The 18,988-nt window shown below is 68.5% G+C and carries 21 protein-coding genes; 11 read left to right on the top strand and 10 right to left on the bottom strand.

What is annotated here, in order from left to right; genetic code table 11:
- Positions 1-99: 99 nt before the first annotated feature.
- The 3 genes from ACIRB1_RS37235 to ACIRB1_RS37225 all read right to left on the bottom strand — a co-directional run bounded on the left by ACIRB1_RS37235 (position 100) and on the right by ACIRB1_RS37225 (position 2,426).
- Positions 100-753, bottom strand: coding sequence for a class F sortase (locus ACIRB1_RS37235; RefSeq protein ID WP_403468635.1), 654 nt, complete (start codon positions 751-753; stop codon positions 100-102).
- A 264-nt stretch (positions 754-1,017) separates the two neighbouring features.
- Positions 1,018-1,650 (bottom strand): hypothetical protein, encoded by a 633-nt coding sequence (locus ACIRB1_RS37230; RefSeq protein ID WP_403468634.1) that lies wholly within the window; start codon positions 1,648-1,650, stop codon positions 1,018-1,020.
- Between the two features lie 563 nt (positions 1,651-2,213).
- The gene (locus ACIRB1_RS37225; RefSeq protein WP_352182860.1) at positions 2,214-2,426 is read right to left on the bottom strand and encodes a hypothetical protein; all 213 of its coding nucleotides are present in this window, start codon (positions 2,424-2,426) and stop codon (positions 2,214-2,216) included.
- Between the two features lie 452 nt (positions 2,427-2,878).
- Here ACIRB1_RS37225 and ACIRB1_RS37220 point away from each other — a divergent pair, with 452 nt between their 5' ends.
- Positions 2,879-3,178 (top strand): DUF1778 domain-containing protein, encoded by a 300-nt coding sequence (locus tag ACIRB1_RS37220; protein WP_403468633.1) that lies wholly within the window; start codon positions 2,879-2,881, stop codon positions 3,176-3,178.
- A complete protein-coding gene (locus ACIRB1_RS37215) occupies positions 3,175-3,561 on the top strand; it encodes a fic family toxin-antitoxin system, toxin component (RefSeq protein ID WP_403468632.1) in 387 nt (128 codons plus the stop codon). The genes ACIRB1_RS37220 and ACIRB1_RS37215 overlap by 4 nt, the downstream gene beginning before the upstream one ends.
- 194 nt (positions 3,562-3,755) lie before the next feature.
- On the opposite strand, the gene htpG is transcribed toward ACIRB1_RS37215, so the two are convergent.
- The 4 genes from htpG to ACIRB1_RS37195 all read right to left on the bottom strand — a co-directional run bounded on the left by htpG (position 3,756) and on the right by ACIRB1_RS37195 (position 9,578).
- The gene (gene htpG, locus ACIRB1_RS37210; protein ID WP_403468631.1) at positions 3,756-5,675 is read right to left on the bottom strand and encodes a molecular chaperone HtpG; all 1,920 of its coding nucleotides are present in this window, start codon (positions 5,673-5,675) and stop codon (positions 3,756-3,758) included.
- 147 nt (positions 5,676-5,822) lie between these two features.
- The gene (locus tag ACIRB1_RS37205; RefSeq protein WP_403468630.1) at positions 5,823-6,473 is read right to left on the bottom strand and encodes a type III effector protein; all 651 of its coding nucleotides are present in this window, start codon (positions 6,471-6,473) and stop codon (positions 5,823-5,825) included.
- Between the two features lie 437 nt (positions 6,474-6,910).
- Positions 6,911-7,261, bottom strand: a complete 351-nt coding sequence (locus ACIRB1_RS37200; RefSeq protein ID WP_403468629.1) for a PRC-barrel domain-containing protein — start codon at positions 7,259-7,261, stop codon at positions 6,911-6,913.
- 37 nt (positions 7,262-7,298) lie between these two features.
- Positions 7,299-9,578, bottom strand: a complete 2,280-nt coding sequence (locus tag ACIRB1_RS37195; protein WP_403468628.1) for a catalase — start codon at positions 9,576-9,578, stop codon at positions 7,299-7,301.
- Positions 9,579-9,861: 283 nt separating this feature from the next.
- On the opposite strand from ACIRB1_RS37195, the gene ACIRB1_RS37190 reads away from it, so the two are divergent.
- From ACIRB1_RS37190 to ACIRB1_RS37165, 6 genes are all read left to right on the top strand, one after another.
- Positions 9,862-10,347 carry an SRPBCC family protein gene (locus ACIRB1_RS37190; RefSeq protein WP_403468627.1) on the top strand — a complete coding sequence of 162 codons (486 nt, stop codon included), beginning with the start codon at positions 9,862-9,864 and terminating at the stop codon, positions 10,345-10,347.
- Between the two features lie 49 nt (positions 10,348-10,396).
- A complete protein-coding gene (locus ACIRB1_RS37185) occupies positions 10,397-10,591 on the top strand; it encodes a hypothetical protein (protein ID WP_403468626.1) in 195 nt (64 codons plus the stop codon).
- Between the two features lie 19 nt (positions 10,592-10,610).
- Positions 10,611-10,874: a DUF5133 domain-containing protein gene (locus ACIRB1_RS37180; protein WP_403468625.1), complete on the top strand. Its 264-nt coding sequence runs from the start codon at positions 10,611-10,613 to the stop codon at positions 10,872-10,874.
- Between the two features lie 179 nt (positions 10,875-11,053).
- A complete protein-coding gene (locus tag ACIRB1_RS37175; RefSeq protein WP_403468624.1) occupies positions 11,054-11,662 on the top strand; it encodes a nucleoside deaminase in 609 nt (202 codons plus the stop codon).
- 235 nt (positions 11,663-11,897) lie between these two features.
- Positions 11,898-13,055 (top strand): aromatic acid exporter family protein, encoded by a 1,158-nt coding sequence (locus ACIRB1_RS37170; RefSeq protein ID WP_403468623.1) that lies wholly within the window; start codon positions 11,898-11,900, stop codon positions 13,053-13,055.
- 266 nt (positions 13,056-13,321) lie between these two features.
- A complete protein-coding gene (locus ACIRB1_RS37165; RefSeq protein ID WP_352182850.1) occupies positions 13,322-13,690 on the top strand; it encodes an STAS domain-containing protein in 369 nt (122 codons plus the stop codon).
- 238 nt (positions 13,691-13,928) lie between these two features.
- Here ACIRB1_RS37165 and ACIRB1_RS37160 read toward each other — a convergent pair whose 3' ends face one another.
- The 3 genes from ACIRB1_RS37160 to ACIRB1_RS37150 all read right to left on the bottom strand — a co-directional run bounded on the left by ACIRB1_RS37160 (position 13,929) and on the right by ACIRB1_RS37150 (position 16,054).
- Positions 13,929-14,090 carry a hydrophobic protein gene (locus ACIRB1_RS37160; RefSeq protein ID WP_403468664.1) on the bottom strand — a complete coding sequence of 54 codons (162 nt, stop codon included), beginning with the start codon at positions 14,088-14,090 and terminating at the stop codon, positions 13,929-13,931.
- A gap of 127 nt (positions 14,091-14,217) precedes the next feature.
- Positions 14,218-14,571 (bottom strand): PRC-barrel domain-containing protein, encoded by a 354-nt coding sequence (locus ACIRB1_RS37155; protein WP_352182848.1) that lies wholly within the window; start codon positions 14,569-14,571, stop codon positions 14,218-14,220.
- Positions 14,572-15,061: 490 nt separating this feature from the next.
- On the bottom strand, positions 15,062-16,054 hold the full coding sequence (locus tag ACIRB1_RS37150) for a 4,5-dihydroxyphthalate decarboxylase (protein ID WP_403468622.1): 993 nt from the start codon (positions 16,052-16,054) through the stop codon (positions 15,062-15,064).
- 100 nt (positions 16,055-16,154) lie between these two features.
- Here ACIRB1_RS37150 and ACIRB1_RS37145 point away from each other — a divergent pair, with 100 nt between their 5' ends.
- The 3 genes from ACIRB1_RS37145 (at position 16,155) to ACIRB1_RS37135 (ending at position 18,976) form a co-directional block, all read left to right on the top strand.
- A complete protein-coding gene (locus ACIRB1_RS37145) occupies positions 16,155-16,823 on the top strand; it encodes a helix-turn-helix domain-containing protein (RefSeq protein WP_352182845.1) in 669 nt (222 codons plus the stop codon).
- Positions 16,824-17,144: 321 nt separating this feature from the next.
- The gene (locus tag ACIRB1_RS37140; protein ID WP_352182844.1) at positions 17,145-18,320 is read left to right on the top strand and encodes a histidine kinase; all 1,176 of its coding nucleotides are present in this window, start codon (positions 17,145-17,147) and stop codon (positions 18,318-18,320) included.
- A complete protein-coding gene (locus ACIRB1_RS37135) occupies positions 18,317-18,976 on the top strand; it encodes a response regulator transcription factor (RefSeq protein WP_352182843.1) in 660 nt (219 codons plus the stop codon). The genes ACIRB1_RS37140 and ACIRB1_RS37135 overlap by 4 nt, the downstream gene beginning before the upstream one ends.
- Positions 18,977-18,988: the final 12 nt, after the last annotated feature.

Below are 18,988 nucleotides of genomic sequence, written 5' to 3'. Positions count from 1 at the left end.
CAGGTCCCCGTGACGACGAGAGCGGGGAGGGCGTCACGTGGCGCAGCTGCCGAGCGGGCCCACCGGCCTGGTGTTCCCCCGGCGCAGCTACTGTCGTCATCACACGAGGTGGGCGAAGACCACCAGGTTCTCGGTGTAGTCCCTCGCGGAACGGTCGTAGTTGCCCGCGCAGGTGATCAGGCGGACCTGGGCGTCGGGGGTGTCCGCGTACACGCGCTTGTCGGGGAAGTCGTCCTTCTCGAAGGTGTCCGAGCTGTCCACAACGAACGTCGCCGTACGGCCGTCGGACCGCTTGACGCTGAACCTGTCGCCCTTCTTCAAGTCGCTCAGACCCGCGAACACGGCGGCGGAGGTCTTGGTGTCGACGTGCCCTGCAATGATCGCCGCACCACGCTCACCGGGCGAGACGCCCTTGGCGTACCAGCCGACCATGTTCACGTCGTCCGCCGGCGGTGGTTCGAGCCGGCCCGAGCCGTCGATGGCGAGTTCGGTGAACGGCGCGTCGACCTCGATCTTCGGAATGAGCAGCCGCGTGGGCTCGGCCCGGGGCAGGTACTTGCGGGAAGGGTGGGACGCCGAGGAGGCGGCGGGGGCCGCCGCCGCGTGGGACGTACCGGTGGGGCCGGACGGATCGTCGTGACCGCGGAACACGCTCATGACCAGGACGATCACGATGCCCGCGCACCACACGGTCCAGGCCAGGCGCCGCCGGAGATTGTGGGTCTCGGCGGGAAAGGACGAACGGACTGCCATCGGGCACCACCTCATCGGGTCGGGCAGCGAAGCGAACCAGCGGCGGTCAGCTCCCCCAGACGTACGGCGAGCGTGGTGACCGCGGGAAAATCGGCGGAGTGGAGTCGGGGACGCGCTGCGTCTCGGGGTCGAGGACGCGCTGCGTCGGGCGCGCCCCCCTGAGGCTCTGGGCTACGCGCCGACAGCAAGGGGGCTGGCGAAAAGCCGGCCGGGCCGCCACGGAGTACGAGGTGGCGGCCCGGGCCACTATGTCGTCAGACATGGTCAGGCCACACCGCCCTCGTTGCTCCTACGACGCACCACGTAGGCACCCGCGGCCACGAGACCGAGGACCGCGACACCGCCGGCCGTGACACCCGGCGTGGCGAGCGCGCCGCCACCGGTGTGCATGCCGCCGTGCGGCTTCTCCTCCTCGTCCCTACCGTGCTCGTCCCGCGATCCCCCGTCCTGCTCGGAGTTCCAGGAGTCGTTTTCGTGGTCCGAGCCCGAGGAGTCCTTGTCCTTGTAGGTCTCCGGGTCGAACTTCTTGTCGCCCTTGAACGAGTCGTCCGACTTGACGGCTGTCAGCGCGCCGCCGCCGGTGTGCATACCGCCATTCGGCTTCTCGTTCCACGAGCCCTTGTCGTGGTCGCTGTCCTTGTCGTGCTCCCTGCTGTAGGAAGAGGAGGAGTCGTCGTGCTCCCTGGTCGAGGAGGACGAGGAGTCGTGGTCCCTGGTCGAGGAGGACGAGGAGTCGTGGTCCCTGGTCGAGGAGGACGAGGAGTCGTGGTCCCTGGTCGAGGAGGACGAGGAGTCGTGGTCCCCGTCGCCGAGCGTGGCGGCGTAGGCGCCAGGTGCGGCGATCGCGAGAGCGGCGGTGGCCGTCGCGGCAGCAAGGAGCATGCGGGCAGATCGCATCGTCGGAGTCCTTCCGTCAGGACCGGCAGCTGACCTCTTGTCAGCACAGGTGAATCCGGTTCGACGTGATCTACCGTCACTTCGATCCGCCTCGCCCACCACTCGGAGCGCACGCTCGGCCTACTCCCCCGGCCGCCTCCATCGGCCGAGCCGTTCACCCACCCGAGAACGGCCCCACCTCTTTGACCTGCGCGTTCGATGCGAACCCCTGGCGTGTCGCCGAGCCCGCGGGAGGCGTTGTGCTTGACCCGATCGGAGGCCACACGTCTGCTCAGCTCGCTCCCGCCAGATGCGTGGAGGACCGCGGACCCAACCCAACCCAACCCGACTCGCCTCGCAGGCCTCCCGGTGTGATCGCCTCCCGTGAAGTGGCGCAGCCGAGCAGGTCCCGAATGCGCGGATGTCTGCCCGGGATGTGCGTCCACCGACGGTACGTGCTCCCCGGACAGGGTCAGACGGTCGCGTAAATCGCCCTGGTGAAGGGGCAGTTCGGCCGTGGAACCGCTGCGAAGGTGTCAGCATTCCCCCACCTCGGAGTCGAGCACCGCCGGAGGTGGGAAGCGTCAGTGGCCCGACTGGGTGATGCCGTCGGCGAGTTGGCCCACCACGTTCAGGATTCCCTGCCCGAAGGCGGTCGGGGCGACCAGCACTCCGAACACCAACACGATGAGCACGGTCAGCTGCTCGTCGGTGCGCTTACGCGCCTCAGTGCGGCGCCGAAGTCTCAGCACGATGATGACCGCCAGGAGCACGGCCACATTGATCGACAGCACCATGAGAGCCCCCTTCTCCGAATGCACCTCGTCCAGATGTAGCGAGCGCGTGCAGGACGGGCAGCTGAGACGTCGGCATATGGCGACAAACCACGCGCGGTTCGGCCGGAACGGCGATGTTGCGCGCCTCGGCTTCGGCGTTCGGTCTCTGCTCCCGTCTCCGCCCGGCAGCGCCCGCACCCTTCAGCACGTTCAGGGGGTCCGGCTCACCTGGCGATCCGGTCGTACCGGTCCTCCGGGCAAGGCATCCGCCGCAGCTGCCCGGCTGACGCGTCGCACTTCCCGGCTGACCACAGCGCTCGCCACAGTCATCGGCCCGCACCCGCTCCCCCGGGCCGAAGGGGGCGCTGACCGGGGGCCGGTGACTCCGGTACGCCGGTGACCCCGGTCCACCGGTTCGGTCCCCCCATTCCGGGGGTGGCCGCCTTGCTGGTACCAGCGATACCATCGGTACCATGTCTCAGCCCAAAGCGATGAACCTACGTTTTCCCGATCCGGCCCAGCGCGCCGCGATCGAGGCCGCAGCACGGCAGGAGGGCGTCAGCCTGCAGGAGTACATCCTCTCCGCTGCCTACGCCCGCGCCACCGCGGTAGAGACGCACTTCCTCGATGCCTTCAGCAAGTCGATGGCACGGAGCGGCGACGCCTTCGCCGAAGCGGCCGACGCGGCCGATCCCGACAGGGAGCGTCGTACGGCCGAGCTCGCCGCGCGGCATGATCTTGAGGAGCAGCAGGAGCGGGGTAACGCGGCGTGACCCAGCACGACCCGCTCCACCCGCTCGACGTGACCTTCCTGCTGCACGCCGCCGAACTGCTGCCCGGAGATCCGCAGGTGGACGACTACGGACCTCTGTACGCGGCCGTCGCCCGCGTCAATGCCAGGGCCCTGGAGCGTGATGTCTACGGGTCCTTGTTCCTCAAGGCCGCGGCGCTTTTGCAGACACTGGTGCGGCTGCCTTGCCTGGAGCACTCCAACGAGGCGTTCGCATGGCACTGCACAGAGGCTTACCTCGTGCTGAACGGGTGCCTTCTGGAGTATCCGCCGAAGGAGGCAGTCGCCCTGGTGCGGGACGCCGCTTCCGGTACGTCAGGGGTTGGCCTGGTCGGTCGTCAACTGCGTGCCTGGAGCATTGCCTGACCTTGTGCCTGGAGGGCGTTGCCTGACCTTTGCGCGTACCCCCTCACCCACATGCGCAACGCCCGCGCAAGCCCGGTGCGGCCCGGTGACTTCAGGTGCGACGTCCACCCGCCGCACCACTCCTGGTCCCGCGCACAAGTGACGGACGGCCGACCGGAGTTGATCCGGCCGGCCGTCCTCTGGCCGCACTGTGGTTACACGCTGCGGGACAGGCGGTCGGTGAGCAGGCGGGTGAAGCGGGCCGGGTCGGGCAGGTCGCCCCCCTCGGCTAGCAGCGCACTGCCGTAGATCAGTTCGGCGGTCTCCGCCAGTGCGGGTTCCTCGGCGCCTGCGTCATGTGCCGCGCGCAGGGCGACGATCAAGGGGTGCGCAGGGTTGAGTTCCAGGATCCGTTTGACCGGGGGGATCTGCTGTCCCATGGCCCGGTACATCTTCTCCAGGGTCGGCGTCACGTCGTGGGCGTCGCCGACGATGCAGGCTGCCGAGGTGGTCAGGCGGGACGACAGACGTACCTCCTTGACCTGGCTGGACAAGGTAGAGGTCAGCCACGTCAGCAGGGCGGCGAAGTCCTGCTCACGCTGAGCCTTCTCAGCGTCGGTGTCCTGGTCGCCGTCGGCGGACTCGTCGAGGTCGACCTGGCCCTTGGCGATGGACCGCAGAGGATGGCCGTCGAATGCCGGTACCCGGTCGGTCCACACCTCGTCGATGGGATCGGTGAGGATCAGAACCTCGTACCCCTTGGCGGCGAAGGCTTCCATGTGCGGGGAGTTCTCCACCATCGACCGGCTCTCGCCGGTCAGGTAGTAGATGGCGTCCTGGCCGTCCTTCATTCGCTCGACGTACTCGCGCAGCGTGGTGGTCTTCTCGGGGTCGTGCGTGGACTCGGCCGAGATGAGCTCCAGCAGCGCCTCACTGTTGTCCATGTCCTCGACCAGGCCCTCCTTCAACGCCCGGCCGAACTGATCCCACACCTTCGTGTAGCTCTCGACGTCCTTGGACTGCATGTCCTTGAGGGCACCGAGGACCTTCTTGACCAGGCGCCTGCGTACGCCGCGGATCTGTCGGTCGTGTTGGAGGATCTCCCGGGAGACGTTCAACGACAGGTCGTGGGCGTCCACGACACCCTTGACGAAGCGCAAGTACTGGGGCATGAGCGCTTCGCAGTCGTCCATGATGAACACCCGCTTGACGTACAGCTGCACGCCGGGCTTGGTCTCGCGGGAGAACAGGTCGAAGGGTGCCTGCGAGGGGATGAACAGCAACGCCTCGTACTCGAAGGTGCCCTCGGCCCGCATATGGATCGTCTCGGCAGGAGGAAGCCAGTCATGGCTGATCTGCTGGTAGAACTCGTTGTACTCGTCCGCGGTCACCTCGGCGCGCGGCCGGGCCCACAGGGCCTTCATCGAGTTGAGCGTGTCGACGTCGGGGGTGGCTTCGCCCTCGGTGCCGGTACGCTCGGCAGCCATCTTGATGGGCCAGCGGATGAAGTCCGAGTAGCGCTTGACGATCTGACGGATTTTCGACTCGGACAGGTAGTCAGCGAGTCCGTCCTCGCTGTCGGAGGGCTTGAGGTGCAGGGTGACTGAGGTGCCCGTGGGAAGGCCGTCGACCGTTTCGATGGTGTAGGTGCCCTCGCCGTCGGACTCCCACTGGGTGCCGGAGTCGGTGCCGCTCCGTCGGGTACGCAAGGTGACCTTGTCGGCGACCATGAACGCGGAGTAGAAGCCGACGCCGAATTGCCCGATCAGGCTCTCGGCGGTGGCGGCCTCCCTGGACTCCTTGATCTTCTCCAGCAGGCCCGCGGTGCCGGACTTGGCGATGGTGCCGATCAGCTCCACGAGTTCGTCCCGGGTCATGCCGATGCCGTTGTCACGGACGGTCAGGGTACGGGCGTCCTTGTCGATCTCCAACGCGATGTGCAGGTCGGTGGTGTCGATGTCGGCGAGGCCGGAGTCCGTCAGCGATTCCAGCCTCAGCTTGTCCAAGGCGTCGGAGGCATTCGAGATCAGCTCGCGCAGGAAGATGTCCTTGTTCGAGTAGATCGAGTGAATCACCAGTCGGAGCAACTGGCGGGTCTCAGCCTGGAATTCCAACGTCTCGGTACTGCTGCCCATGTGGGTCTCTTCCTGTGGGAACGTCATGAACGGACTTGGACTTGAACTTGAACTTGGATTTGAGCCGAGCCGTACCCTTGCGGGCCATCGGCTTGGCTCACGGCGGGCCGGACCGCACCCGCGTGATGCGACTGTGCACGGCAGGAGTCAGTCATCGTCGGTGATTGCCGCCGTGCGCCTCCCTTCGAGGGCATCCAGTCCTGCGACGAGGCCGGTGTCGCGGGCATCGAGGTAGGGACGCATGCGGGCCAGGGGCTCCACGAGTTCGGCGGCATCGGCGGCGCCGAGAGCGGTATGCAGGGCGGCCTGAACCGCGCGCGCCTGGGGGCCGAGATGGTCGAGGGCGCTGATCCTTCCGGCGAGGCGACGCAGGTCGGCGGCGTTGGCGCGGGCCCAGGTAGCGGTGGCGCGTTCGGCAGCCCTGGCCTGACGGGTGGCCGTAACGCGCTCCTCGCCGGTGGTGCCGGCCATACCGGGGCGGCCGCGCAGGTATCGGCGTTCCGCTGCCTGTCGGCTGGCAACGCCGAGGGGTCCGGCGAGGTCGGCCCAGCTGGCGCCGGCATCGCGGGCTGTTTCGATCAGGCTGGTCTCCCAGCCGGCGAGTTGCTCGCGTACCTGACGCAACAGTGTCAAGGAGGCCAGCGCCTGCTCGGGACGGGGCATGTCAGCCTCGGGGGTCTCGTGCTGTGCGTCGTGCAGCGCATCCTCTATGGCGGCAAGAGCAGCTGCCGCGGCAAGGAAGGAGGCAGGGCTGCGAGCGTCGGTCCTGGCTGGGATCGACTGTTCGGCTGCGGCCACGGGTACCCCCCTCAGGTTGTCATCGTGCCGATGACAGCGCACCTGTCATCGATTAGATGACATGTTACAACGGCGTCAGTGCAGTGCATTGGCGCGTTTGCGCGTACTGACGGGGCGCATCGGCCGAATCCGCCGGAAGACTTCGGGCCGTAGAAGACCATCTGGACGCGTCAACCCCGCTGGTCGGCGGTGTACTCCCTCATGCTGCGTACTCATCAGCATGTCGCCGGTGCGAGGAAGGAAGGCACCGCCCGCCGAAGTTCCTCACAAGGGGATTGCCCGGCGGACCAACCAGGTCGATCCAGTGCTGCGCATATTGGTCGTCCAGCTGACGGCCGGGCGGCGGCTCAGCGGGTGGGTGCGCGGGATCGCGGCGTCACGAGAAAGGTGGGCCGGAGCGGCTGCTCCGGCCCACCCGGCGTGACCCGGCTCAGGTCTCACGCACGGTGACCGCCGTAGTAGCCGACCAGCTGCTCCTGGTACTGCGCGTCACCCGTGTGTTTGTCCGCGTCGAACTCGGGAGCGTTCTTGATCTCCTCCCTCGTGCGGTCGACGTAGATCCTCTCCTCCGCCGTGTCGATGTCGGTGACGAGGCCGGCGGGGATCAGGACGTGCCTGCCGAAGATCCACGTCCCGGTGTCGACCACGAGGTGTGCGGCTCCGACGTCGTCGGAGTGCTTGTCGACCTTGCCGATATCGCCGTCGGTCGCCTCGACCCGGTATCCGATCAGACTGGTGCTCCCGGTGTAGCCGACCGCCGACTGGTAGCCCCACATTTTCATGCTCACGACTGCGTCTCCCTGTTCTGTGAACTGGTGCCGCCTATTACAGAGCGGGGGCGAAGCGGCCCCAGGCGCGGTGTCCCCCGAGGAGACGGGTCACGGCCGGCAGCACCGAGGCCGGTGCTTCGCTGAACACCACTCCGGCGGAACCTTCGGGGAATCCGGCTGCCTCCAGGGCCGCTGCTCCCTCACCCCAGGCTCCGATGGCCTTGCCGTGGCGGTAGGCCTCGGTGAGCATCAACACCAGGCGAGGGTCGATGGCCAGCGCCAGGGCTGCGTCGTCGTCGGCTTTGGCATCGCGGGCCCCGTAGGCGTCACCGGCCGGAGTAGGCGCCCCGGCGAGCACGATCGCGTCGAACTCGACGGAGCGGGCGGTGGCGAACGTGCGCTGCACCGTGACCGGGTCGCCGGCCTCGTCCAGCGTCCCGCCGGTGGGCGCGACGACCAGTGGAACCATGCCCGCGTCCAGGACAGCCCGCCGTACTTCGCGTACGCCGTCCATGTCGTCCGTGCCGCTGGTGACGATGCCGACGGTCCGGCCCTTGACCGGCCAGTCGCCGCCCAACTGGGAGAGCGCGGGGCTCGGTTGGACCACCGCGGGCGGCACGGTCGGCTCGGGGACCGGAAGGCCCAGGCCGGCGGCAACCTGCGCGCACAGGTCCGGGTCGATGTTGGCGAGCACCTTCAGGGCCCGTTCCCTGATGGCCGTCTCCCAGCACTTGCCGAGTTCGAAGGTGTAGGCGGCGACGATGTGCTCGCGCTCGGTGGGCGACATGCTGAGCCAGAACAGCCGGGGCTGGCTGAAGTGGTCGTCGAAGGAGGCTGCCGCGTCCCGCACCTTGCGGGCGGCGGGGACCTCGACGGGAACCTCGATGTACGCCCCGGTTTCGGCGCCGGCGAGGAAGGGGCAGCCGCCGTCGAGGGAGTTCGGCCGGTACGGTGCCACGCCCCTGTGCACGGCGGTCTGGTGCATGCCGTCGCGCAGCATGTCGTTGACGGGGGCGTGTGTCCGGTTGATCGGGAGCTGCCCGAAGTTGGGTCCGCCCAGTCGGGTGATCTGGGTGTCGAGGTAGGAGAAGAGCCGTCCCTGCATCAGCGGGTCGTTGGTGACGTCGATGCCGGGGACCAGGTGTCCGACGTGGAAGGCGACCTGTTCGGTCTCGGCGAAGTAGTTCGACGGGTTGGCATTGAGGGTCATCAGGCCGATCGGGCGCACAGGGGCCAGTTCCTCGGGGACGATCTTCGTCGGGTCAAGAAGATCGATGCCCTCGAACATCTGGTCCTCGGTGTCGGGGAAGGTCTGCACGCCCAGCTCCCACTCCGGGAACGCGCCCGCCTCGATCGCGTCGGCGAGGTCGCGGCGGTGGAAGTCGGGGTCGACACCCGCGGTGATCTGCGCCTCCTCCCAGACCAGCGAGTGGACACCCAGTTTGGGCTTCCAGTGGAACTTCACCAGCGTCGTGGCGCCCTCGGCGTTGACCAGCCGGAAGGTGTGGACGCCGAAGCCCTCCATCATCCGGTAGGAACGCGGGATGCCACGGTCGGACATGTTCCACAGCGTGTGGTGGGTCGCCTCCGTGTGGAGCGTGACGAAGTCCCAGAAGGTGTCGTGCGCACTCTGGGCCTGCGGGATCTCCCGGTCCGGATGCGGCTTGCCGGCATGGATGATGTCGGGGAACTTGATGGCGTCCTGGATGAAGAACACCGGCATGTTGTTGCCGACCAGGTCGAAGACACCCTCATCGGTGTAGAACTTCGTGGCGAAGCCCCGGGTGTCGCGCACGGTATCGGCCGAGCCGCGTGAGCCGAGCACGGTGGAGAAGCGCACGAACACCGGTGTCTCGATCCCCTCGGCGAGAAAGGCCGCCTTGGTGATCCCCGCGGCGGCGCCGTATCCACGGAACACACCGTGGGCCGCGGCGCCACGGGCGTGCACCACCCGCTCGGGGATGCGCTCGTGATCGAAGTGAGTGATCTTCTCCCGCAGATGGTGGTCCTGAAGCAGCACCGGGCCGCGCGGTCCTGCCTTGAGGGAATGGTCCGTGTCGTACAGCCGGGCCCCCTGTGCGGTGGTGAGCCGCTCGCCGCCTTGCGCGACCTGCTTCTGCGGGATCCCGGTCTCCTGACCGGTGGGGCTGTAGGTGTCCGGTCCGCTCTGGTCGGGCTTGGGCGGGAGCGGCCCGGCGGGTTCCGTCGGTTCGTCGACCGAGGGCGGCACGGGGGCCGGTGCGCCAGGGATCTCGTTACCGGACCGAACGGCTTCCTGGACCTTCTCGACCACCTTGTCGGCTGCGGCCGACAAGGGGTTCTTCTTCTCGCTCATCGGGTTCCGATCTGTCGCAGAGGTGGCGCCGCGCGCGAGGCGATCGGCACTCAAGCAGTCGGCCTGTCGTCAGCCGTCGCCCCCGAGTGCCCCCGGCATGACGGCTGACACACTGGTGGGGCCATGTGGCGCAATGAAGCGAGACGGCTCGCGGGCGTGAGCGCCCTGTCCTCCCAGCGGGTCGGCGCCGACACCGCCGCGGTCTCCGGGCGGGAGAGTGTAGGAGGGCCCGGGCTGGGAACTCGCCGCAGCGGACGCTGGATCTCGACGGGCGGAGGACCCCATGGCCGTACGGCACCGTTTGATAGAGGCCTCACCCGAGGACGTCTGGAAAATCCTGTCCGACGTCGATCACTACGGCGACTGGGTCGTGGGTACCTCACGGGCCGAGTTGGACGAGGGGCACTGGCCCGAGTTGGGGGCGGCCCTCCGCTACGAAGTGAGGATCGGGCCGCTCACCCTGCACAACCGGACCGTCGTACGCCGCAGCGAACCGCCCGCCCTCCTCGAACTGGAGGCACACAGCGGCCCGCTGGGAACCGCCCGGATCGCGATGGAGCTCCGCCCCTGGGGCGGGCACACGCTGATCATCCTCGACGAACACCCCCTGCGGGGCGCGGGTGCCACCCTTCACAACCCGCTGCTGGACGCCGCGCAGTGGTGGCGAAGCCGCCCGATGCTGGCCCGTCTCGCCCGCCTGTGCGAGGAACCGGCGGACGAAGACCATTCGCCGGTCACCCCGGCGCGGACACGGCCGCACGCGATCTGAACGACGCGAGGACAGGCAGACGGCCACGCCACCGACCCGGGAGCAGGTCATGCCGGACGCGGTCCGAGCGGCCGACCGGATCACCACGGCCGTCCAGCGTCGCCGTATTCGCCTGGTGCTCACCCCCACCGCTCGCGCCACCGATGAGATCCGTCATGTGCGGCCGCACCGCCATACGGCCATGCGTGAGATGTGGGTGACGGGACACACGGACAGCGCGTTACGTGAAGAACGTGTCACTTGAGAACAGGGAGCCTCTTCCTATGATCACCGCCCGTCCCAAGGTTCTTCGTGCGTTGCTGGCCCGGTACGCGGAGGCGTGTGCCCGGATCCTTGAAGACGACACGACCGCCAGACGACTCAGACTGGGAGAGATCGCGCGCACCTTGTGCGCGGTCACCGAGACACAGGACATCCAAGACGCCATCGCGGCGGCGGACCGTGTCCTGGCCGAGGCGAGATCGGACGCGGCGCGATGCCGTCGCGACAAGAATCAGGGGCAGGGCAGCGAGTCACTGGTCGCGTGATCACCGCTCGTAGTCGCCCGCTTGGTCCGGCCAGATCCACCCCGCGACCGTGAGCGTCCCGCTGCCCATCGGTGCCTCAACGCGTCGGCGGGTGCACCACCGCCCGGATCGTCACCGCACGCATCGATCACCGGTGGAAGCCCGCCCCCGCCCACTCCCGACAGAAAGTCAGTCCTCACATGCCCGGAATCCCCAGGGAGTTCCGCGTCTCGCTACCCGCGTGGCTCGACGACGAGCTGGCCGCCGTGCCCGCCACCATCCCTGACCGGGCTGCCCGGATGCGGCTCGTGCACCGGCTGGCAGACCGCAACTGGCGCGAGGGGAACGGCGGTCCGTTCGCCGCGCTGGTCGCCGAGCAGGACACCGGCCGGATCATCTCGGTGGGCGTGAACGTCGTCCTCGCCTCCGGTGTCTCCGCCGCCCACGCAGAGATCGTCGCACTCAGCCTCGCCCAGACGGCGGTAGGCGGCTGGGACCTGGGCGCCCACGGCTTGCCGGCTCACGAACTCATCGTCAACTGGCGTCCGTGCGTCCAGTGCTACGGGGCCACCATGTGGTCCGGGGTGCGTCGCCTCGTGATCGCCGGAGCGGGCCCGGAACTGGAGGACCTCACCACCTTCGACGAGGGCCCGCTCGGCGCGGACTGGGCCGAACAGTTGGAGACCCGCGGCATCGACGTCGTACAAGACCAGCTCCGTGATGAGGCGCTGGCCGTGTTCCGCGCCTACCGGGAAGCCCTCGACGCGGGCGAGGTGGCTGTCTACAACCCCCGGGGAGAGTCGGAGTGACACCGCGCTCGGCGGGGTCATAGCTTTTCGGCATTCCGGCGTCCGGCCGCAGTTGGTCTGGGGCTCATCGACAGCAGCGGTCCGGTCCTGCGGAAGGTATGCGAGGCGCCCCTCGTGCAGCGCCGTGGCCAGGCCCGCGGCCCCGTGCACCACGTCGCCAGTCATGGGTAAAGCCACCTCTCGTGATCGCGGCGCAGGCATGCATCCCGAGTGCCGTTCGTGGCACACGGGACACATGGGATGGACAGGTGAGACCGCCGACGTGCTCCGGCGCCGCAGTGGGGCCGTGGCAGAGGCCGTACGGCGGGCGTGGACGGAGCCAGGGCGTGAACGCGATTTGGCCGCGCAGGCCGGCAAGGCGGCGCTGGCGGCCTGCCTGGCATGGGTGGTGGCCGGGTGGTGGCTGCGGGCGCCGGTGGCGTTTGTCGCTCCCTGGATGGCGGTCGTACTGGTCGAGTCGACCGTGTACCGGTCGCTCGCGCACGGTCTGCAACAGGTCGCCGCGATCGCGATGGGCACGGTGGTGGCAACAGCCGTCGCGCTGGAGCTGAGCAGCACGATGATCGCGATGGCCGTGGTACTTCCGGCCGTGCTGTTGCTGGCGCAGTGGCGGCGCCTGGGCAGTCAGGGCATCTACGCCGCCACGGGCGCCCTGTTCGTCCTGACCGACGGTCAGGTGAGCGTGGCTGCGTCGGGGGCGCGGATCGGGGAGGCTGTGTTCGGTGCGGCGGTCGGCATCGCGGTCAACGCGCTGATCCGACCCCCGGTGTATCTGCGAGACGCCCGGTCCGCCCTGCTGGACGTCTCCCATGAGGCTCAGGAGATCCTGTACAGGATGGCCGACCGTCTGGCCGACGGTCGGTGGGACACCGCGCTGGCAGGGAGCTGGCACGAGCGGGCATTGCGGCTGGAACGGCTGGTCGGTCAGGCCGGCTCCGCGATCGGCTGGAGCCGCGAAAGCATGCGGGGCAACCATCGCGGGCTCGGTGCGGGCGGCATCCCCCGGGCGGGCAAGAGGTACGACGACGCGTTGACCGTGCTGGACCAGGCCGCCGTGCACATCGCCGGCGTGACACGCACCGTGCTGGAGATCGCCGCTGACGACGACACCGCGGTGCGTACCGACCCACAGATCACGGGGCCCTTCGCCGCCTTCCTGCGTCACACGGGCCATGCGCTCGGGCTCTATGGCCAGACCAGGTTCGCGGCGGCCCCCGCCGAGCGGAGCGCCGACGAGTCTCTGCGCCGGGCAGTCGACAATCTGCGCCACAGTCTCGACGAACTCCGCCGGCAACTGCCCGGCGCCGTGCAGGAAGACCCCGACGCCCTGGCGACCCACGGGGAGATGTTGGCCCAGGCCCGCCGTCTCGCCGATCAGCTCGCCCGGAACTGACACCACCGACTCGACACCGGCGGTGCCGGTGCGAGATCCACAGGACGAACTCCGCCGACGTCCGGGCGCCTCAGGCGGGGCTGTCCTGAAGATCGCCGCAGGGGGACATTCGCAAGAGCAGACGGGGTACTCGTCAACGGGGAATCCCGAAGAAGACGGACACGAGGTCGCTGAAAGGCTGGGATCGACGATCCTTGGGCCACTCGTCGCCTGTCCGATTCGGCACGCCCCGGAAGCGCACCCCTTGAGCACAGGAGCACCCGATCGTGAGCAGCAATGTCGCACAGGAGAATGTCACCGACGAACCCGATGGTCTCGTCGCCGTCACCACGGTGACCGGAGACCTGGACGCAGGGACCGCCCCCGCCGTGTACCGACAGGCGCTGAAGGCGATCTCGCGCAGCCCCCTCCTGGTCTTGGACCTGACCGGCACCACGTTCTGCGACTCGTCGGGCTTCAACGCGCTTCTGCGCCTACGCCGCCGTGCCGAGGAGTCCGGCGGACAACTGGCGCTGGCCGCACCGCCCGCGCAGGTCACCCGTCTGCTCACCCTCACCGGCGGCAACGTCATCTTCCCGGTCTACAGCGGCGTCGCCGAAGCCAGGGCCGGACTCCTGAGCCGCGAGGGCACGTGAGGGCCGGGGCACACGAGCGCGTGCAGGGCTCGGCTGAAGCACCCCATTTCGCTCCACTCAAGTACGTTGGCATGGACTTCACCGACGCCACCGGCACCTTGGAACCCGAGGGTTTTGCCCAGTTCGAGAAAAGCTGGTACGCCACGAACTGAGCGTGGAAAGAGCCGAACAGGAAAAGAGATGTGGGCCCCGCTCTCACGAGCGGGGCCCACATCTTCAGGGAATTCCTTCGCAGCGGCTACCAGCGGTACCAGCGGCCGCTTCCACCCTTGGGCCGGGCGATGAATCCCACCAGCCAGACCACCAACACGATGATCGCGACGAACCACAGAGCCTTCAGTGCGAATCCCGCACCGAAGAGAATCAAGGCCAGCAGGAGCACTAGAAGCAGGGGAACCATGTTCATCAACCTCCGGACCATCGTTTTGTCGGTATCGCCGGCCTCACGCCGACGATCGGTATCGTCAGTCTCACGCCACCCGCACCGATGAAAGACTGCGTCGGTGCGGGCCGCGAGGCGTTGGAAGTCATACGGGGCGGTGCCCGGTGTAGTAGCCGCCGACCTGCTCGTGGTAGGCCGCGTCGCCCTCGTGCTTGTCCTTGTCGAACTCCGGAGAGTTCTTGATCTGGTCCTTCGTGAGGCTGACGTAGACCTTCCGCTCAGCCTGTTCGATCGCGCTCACGGTGCCTGCCGGCAGCAGAACGTGCTTGCCGAAGATCCAGACCCCGGTGTCGACGACCAGATACGAGGAGTCGACATCATCGACGTGCTTGTCGACCTTTCCGATGCTGCCGTCGGTGGCTTCCACCTTGAAACCGCGCAGATCGGCGCCTGCGGTGTGACCGGCGACCGGCTGATAGCCCCAGATGCTGCCACTCATGAAAATGCTCCCTCAGTGCAATTCGACAACGTCTCGCTCTGAACGGCGAGTGCCCGTGATCCGAAACCTCACACACGCCGCAACGGATGGCTGCGCATCCGGGCTGGGCCCGGCCCATGTCGCTTTCACTTATTCGGGATACCCGATGGCCATCGCCCGGCACCAGCAGCAAGCACGGTGGCGCCCCTGAGGAACCGGTCGGGGAATGGGTGCAGCGCGCCACACAGCAGTTGATGGAACTGATACACGGTGAGATGCGACTGGCGCGGGCCGAGATGATGAAGAAAGGCAGGCACTACGGCAGGGCGGCGGCCTGTTCGGCAGAGCCGGCCTGAGCGTGCCGCCGAGGCCCACCATGGCGATCAATGGAGGTGCGGTCGACTTGATCCGCGCGAGCGCTCGGAGTGTCCCGACACGCAGGCCGGCTACGACCATCTCCAGGTACGCCCTCACGAGGCTTCTGATCCTGCCGACCTGGCTGCCGTGATGATCATGTGTCGAGTAGCGCGGGAACGAAAATGTCTTCGCTGGTCAGCAACCGCTTCGACAGGCCCTGCTCGTAGTGGTACCGCAGGAACGTGTCGACAGCCTTGCGGTTCGCGCCGAGGCCGTAGGGCCACCAGTCCTCGCCCAGCAGCGTTCGGTTCTCCTCGAAGTGCTTGCTGAACCAGGGGGTGACGACGCCCATGTGCTGCTTCAGCGCACCCTGGCGGTACTTCTGCTGAACGACTTCCTTGGCCTTGCAGAAGGCGCGGTAGATCGACTTCAGCAGGTCGGTCTCCGTAGCCATTTCCCTGGGGACCGCGACGATGTGCATCTGCGGGAAGATCCCGGTACGCCGGAAGTAGTCGCGCTCCACGGTCTCGTAGTCGGGGAACAGCCGGGCGATCTTCGTCGAGCCGTTCAGCAATGCCTGGGGAACGTCGACCGAGATGAGCGCGTCGATCTCGCCGGATTCGAGCATCGCGCCGAGCGTCTCGTCGCCGGCGGTGTGCCGCACGTCCACGCCTTCCGGCACCGGCTGCGGCAGCCAGTCGAAGGCGGGGATGGGGTGGTCGGTGCCCCCGATGACCCAGCGGGACTGATCGGGCGTCAGGCCGTACTCGTCGGAGAAGATGCCCTTCATCCACACGCCAGGGTCGTGTCCGAACATCGCGAACTCGCCGATCGTCTTGCCCGCGAGGTCCTGCGGCTTCTCGATGCCCGCCGAGGTGTTCACGAAGACCGACGAGTGCCGGAAGTTCCGGTTCGGGAAGATCGGCAGTGCGAGGAACGGCGAGTCCTGGAGGTCGAAGGTGCGCAGGAAGTAGGTCAGTCCGTACTCGGAGACGTCGTAGCGCCCCTCGATGGTGCGCCGGAAGATGTCCGACACCAGTGGAGCCGACTCGAAAGTGGCGCTCACCCCCTCGATCGGGACGCGGCCATCGAGCAGCGCCTCGGTGTGCTCATAGGCGTAGGTGGCGATGCGCAGTGGTGTGCTCATACAAGATCCCCTGTTTCCGTGAATGACCATTCACCTATAGGGTGGAGCCGCCCGGCCCGGACTGTCAAGATGAATGAGTGTTCACGTTGGAGGTTGGATCATGCCGCGCATCACTCCCGAGCGTCGCGAGGCCCGGCGCGCACAGATCGTGGGGGCGGCGCGGCGCTGCTTCTCGCGCGACGGCTTCCACCAGACCTCCATGCCCGACATCGCCGCGGAGGCCGGTGTGTCCGCAGGGGCGGCCTACCGGTACTTCGCGAACAAGGACGAGATCATCCTCACCATCGCGGAAGACGCCTTCCGGCTCGTCTTCGCCCCGGTCCAGCAGCTGGCGGCGACAGCCGACCACGCCACCCCCGCCGACCTGGTGGCCGCCTCCCTCGAAGCGCTGAGCACCGACACCATCATCGATCCCGCGGGGAGCGAGGTGCCGGTCGAGGAACTGCTGCGCTGCGGGGTCCAGAGCTGGTCGGAACTGCTGCGCAACGAGACGGTGCGCGCACGTGCCGTCGAGGGCTTCCAAGGAGTGCTGTCCAGCATCGCCGACGCGCTTCGCCGCGGCCAGGCCGCCGGCGCCGTCCCCCTCGCCGTGGAGCCCGAGCGTGGAGCGCGGGCGGTGATGGCCCTGCTGCACGGGTGCCTGCTTCAGCGCGTGGGCTTCGGCCTGACCAACACGGCGGGAATCGCCGACGACATCCAGATGCTCCTCGGCTCCACACACGCACCACCGCGGGAAGATGCGCCACAGGCGCGGCACGTGGAGCGGTGAACTCCGCGCGCTCTCGCAATGGGGCGGCTCCCCGGCACCGGCGGCTGTCGCCCGAGGACTCGCGTCGCTCCGACAGGTCAACGGCCGCCGTGCGAACTTCGACTTCTCACGTCGCAGAGGAGCGGATGGGTAATCGTGCCCACCGTGGAAGTCGCCGTCTCCAGCGAGAACCGGGAGGCTGGTGTGCAGCCGGGCGTTACTTGCGTGGCGGCCGACTTCCTCTGCCACGCACCCGCTCCGGCCCCGCCCCTTCCGGACCAGGAGCTGACCCCGAAGGCGGATCTCCCCGTCCCCGGCGGTCCTCGTGGATAGGGTCGGCTGGTGGACCGTAGCAGTGGGCAGCCGGGTGTCGTGTTCGCGGAGGCGGCGCGGAGTGGGATGTCGGTGCGGGCGGTGCGGTCGTTGTGGTGGGGGTCGGCCGGGCTGGTGCTCGGCGTGCTGGGTACCTCGGTGTTCGCGGCGGGGGCTGATCACGGTTGGCGACGGCCCGTGGCCTTGGCGCTGGTTCTTGTGCAGGTCGGGGCGCTGAGGTGGCAGGCGCGCGTTCCGGTCGCCGTGCTGTGCGTGACGGCGGCGACGGGCATCGGGGTGTGGGCGCTGCTGCCGGCGGTGACCTTGACGGGGGCGCTGCTCGCGGCGCAGGTCGTGTTGTGTGTGCTGTCGGCCACCGGGCCGCGCCGGGTGTCGGTGTGGGCGCTCGCGGCGATGTGCCTGTTGGTGCCGCTGGCGTTCGGGGCGGGCGGAGGCCCCGCCGGGGTGACGGTCTATCTGCTGGCGGTGGTCCTCGCGTGGACCGCGGGGCAGTGGCGCCGGGCACAGCGGGCTCGCGTGGCGGCCGAGTTGGACCGGGCCGTGGTCGAGGAACGGGCGCGGATCGCGCGCGAGGTGCACGACGTGGTGGCGCACACGCTGTCGGTGATGGTCATTCAGGCGAGTGCCGCGGACGATGTGTTCGTCCAGCGGCCCGACCAGGCCCGTCAGGCGCTGCGGGCCATCGAGACCGGTGCCCGCTCGGCGCTCGGCGAACTGCGGCTCCTGCTGAGCGCGTTCGGGCCCGAGGACGTACGGGACGACGCGGTGTGGGAGCGGCGGAAGCCGGGGCCCTCGCTCTCGGGCCTGGACGAGCTGGCCGACAGCGTGCGCGCGACCGGGATGACGGTGCGCGTGCATCGCGAGGGTGTCTTCGAAGGGCTGCCGGCGACGGTGGATCTGACGGCGTACCGAATCGTCCAGGAGGCCCTGACCAATACGCTGCGCCACGCGGTCGGCGCCGACGAGGTGAGCGTGCGCGTGACGGTCGACGGGGAGTGCCTGGAGGTCACGGTGGCTGACAACGGCCGTACACCACAAGGGAGTTCGGCTTCGGCAGGCGCGGGGCGCGGTCTTGTGGGGATGCGGGAACGGGTACGGCTGGTGGGAGGCAGCCTGCGTGCCGGTCCACTGACCGGCGGCGGGTTCGAGGTGGCGGCACGGCTGCCGGTGGAGGGCACGCGATGACACTCCGGGTGGTGGTGGCCGACGACCAGGCCCTGGTCCGTACCGGATTCCGCATGATCATCGATGCCAGGGACGACCTGGAGGTGGTCGGTGAGGCCCCGGACGGCGGGGAAGCGGTGCGGCTGACCCGGGAGCTGGCACCCGACGTGGTGCTGATGGACGTACGCATGCCCGTGCTGGACGGCATCGAGGCCACCCGGCGGATCGTGACGGACGGGAGCAGCGCGAGAGTGCTCGTGCTGACCACCTGGGACATCGACGCGCACGTGGTCGCCGCCCTGCGGGCCGGGGCCAGCGGGTTCCTGCTGAAGGACATGCGTCCGGGCGAACTCGTCGACGCGATCCGCGTCACCGCGCGCGGAGACGCACTGCTGGCTCCGGCCGTGCTCGGCCGCGTCCTCGACCGGTTCCTGAGCACCGCGCCCGACCAGGCACCGCCGCCCTCGCTGGGGGACCTCTCCGGCCGTGAGCGGGAGGTGCTCACCCTGATCGGGCAGGCGCTGTCGAACGCGGAGATCGCGGAGCGCCTGCGCCTGTCGGAAGCCACCGTCAAGAACCACGTCACCGCGGTGCTGCGCAAGCTGGAACTGCGCGACCGTGTCCACGCGGTCGTCGCCGCCTACGACCACGGCCTCGTGCGACCGCGCCGCCCCTGAGACGGGACCTCC

The organism is Streptomyces sp. NPDC096013 (assembly GCF_044763565.1).
Classification (GTDB): Bacteria; Actinomycetota; Actinomycetes; order Streptomycetales; family Streptomycetaceae; genus Streptomyces.
The sequence above is the reverse complement of the archived record's forward strand: the minus strand, read 5'-3'. Positions and strand labels throughout refer to the sequence as shown.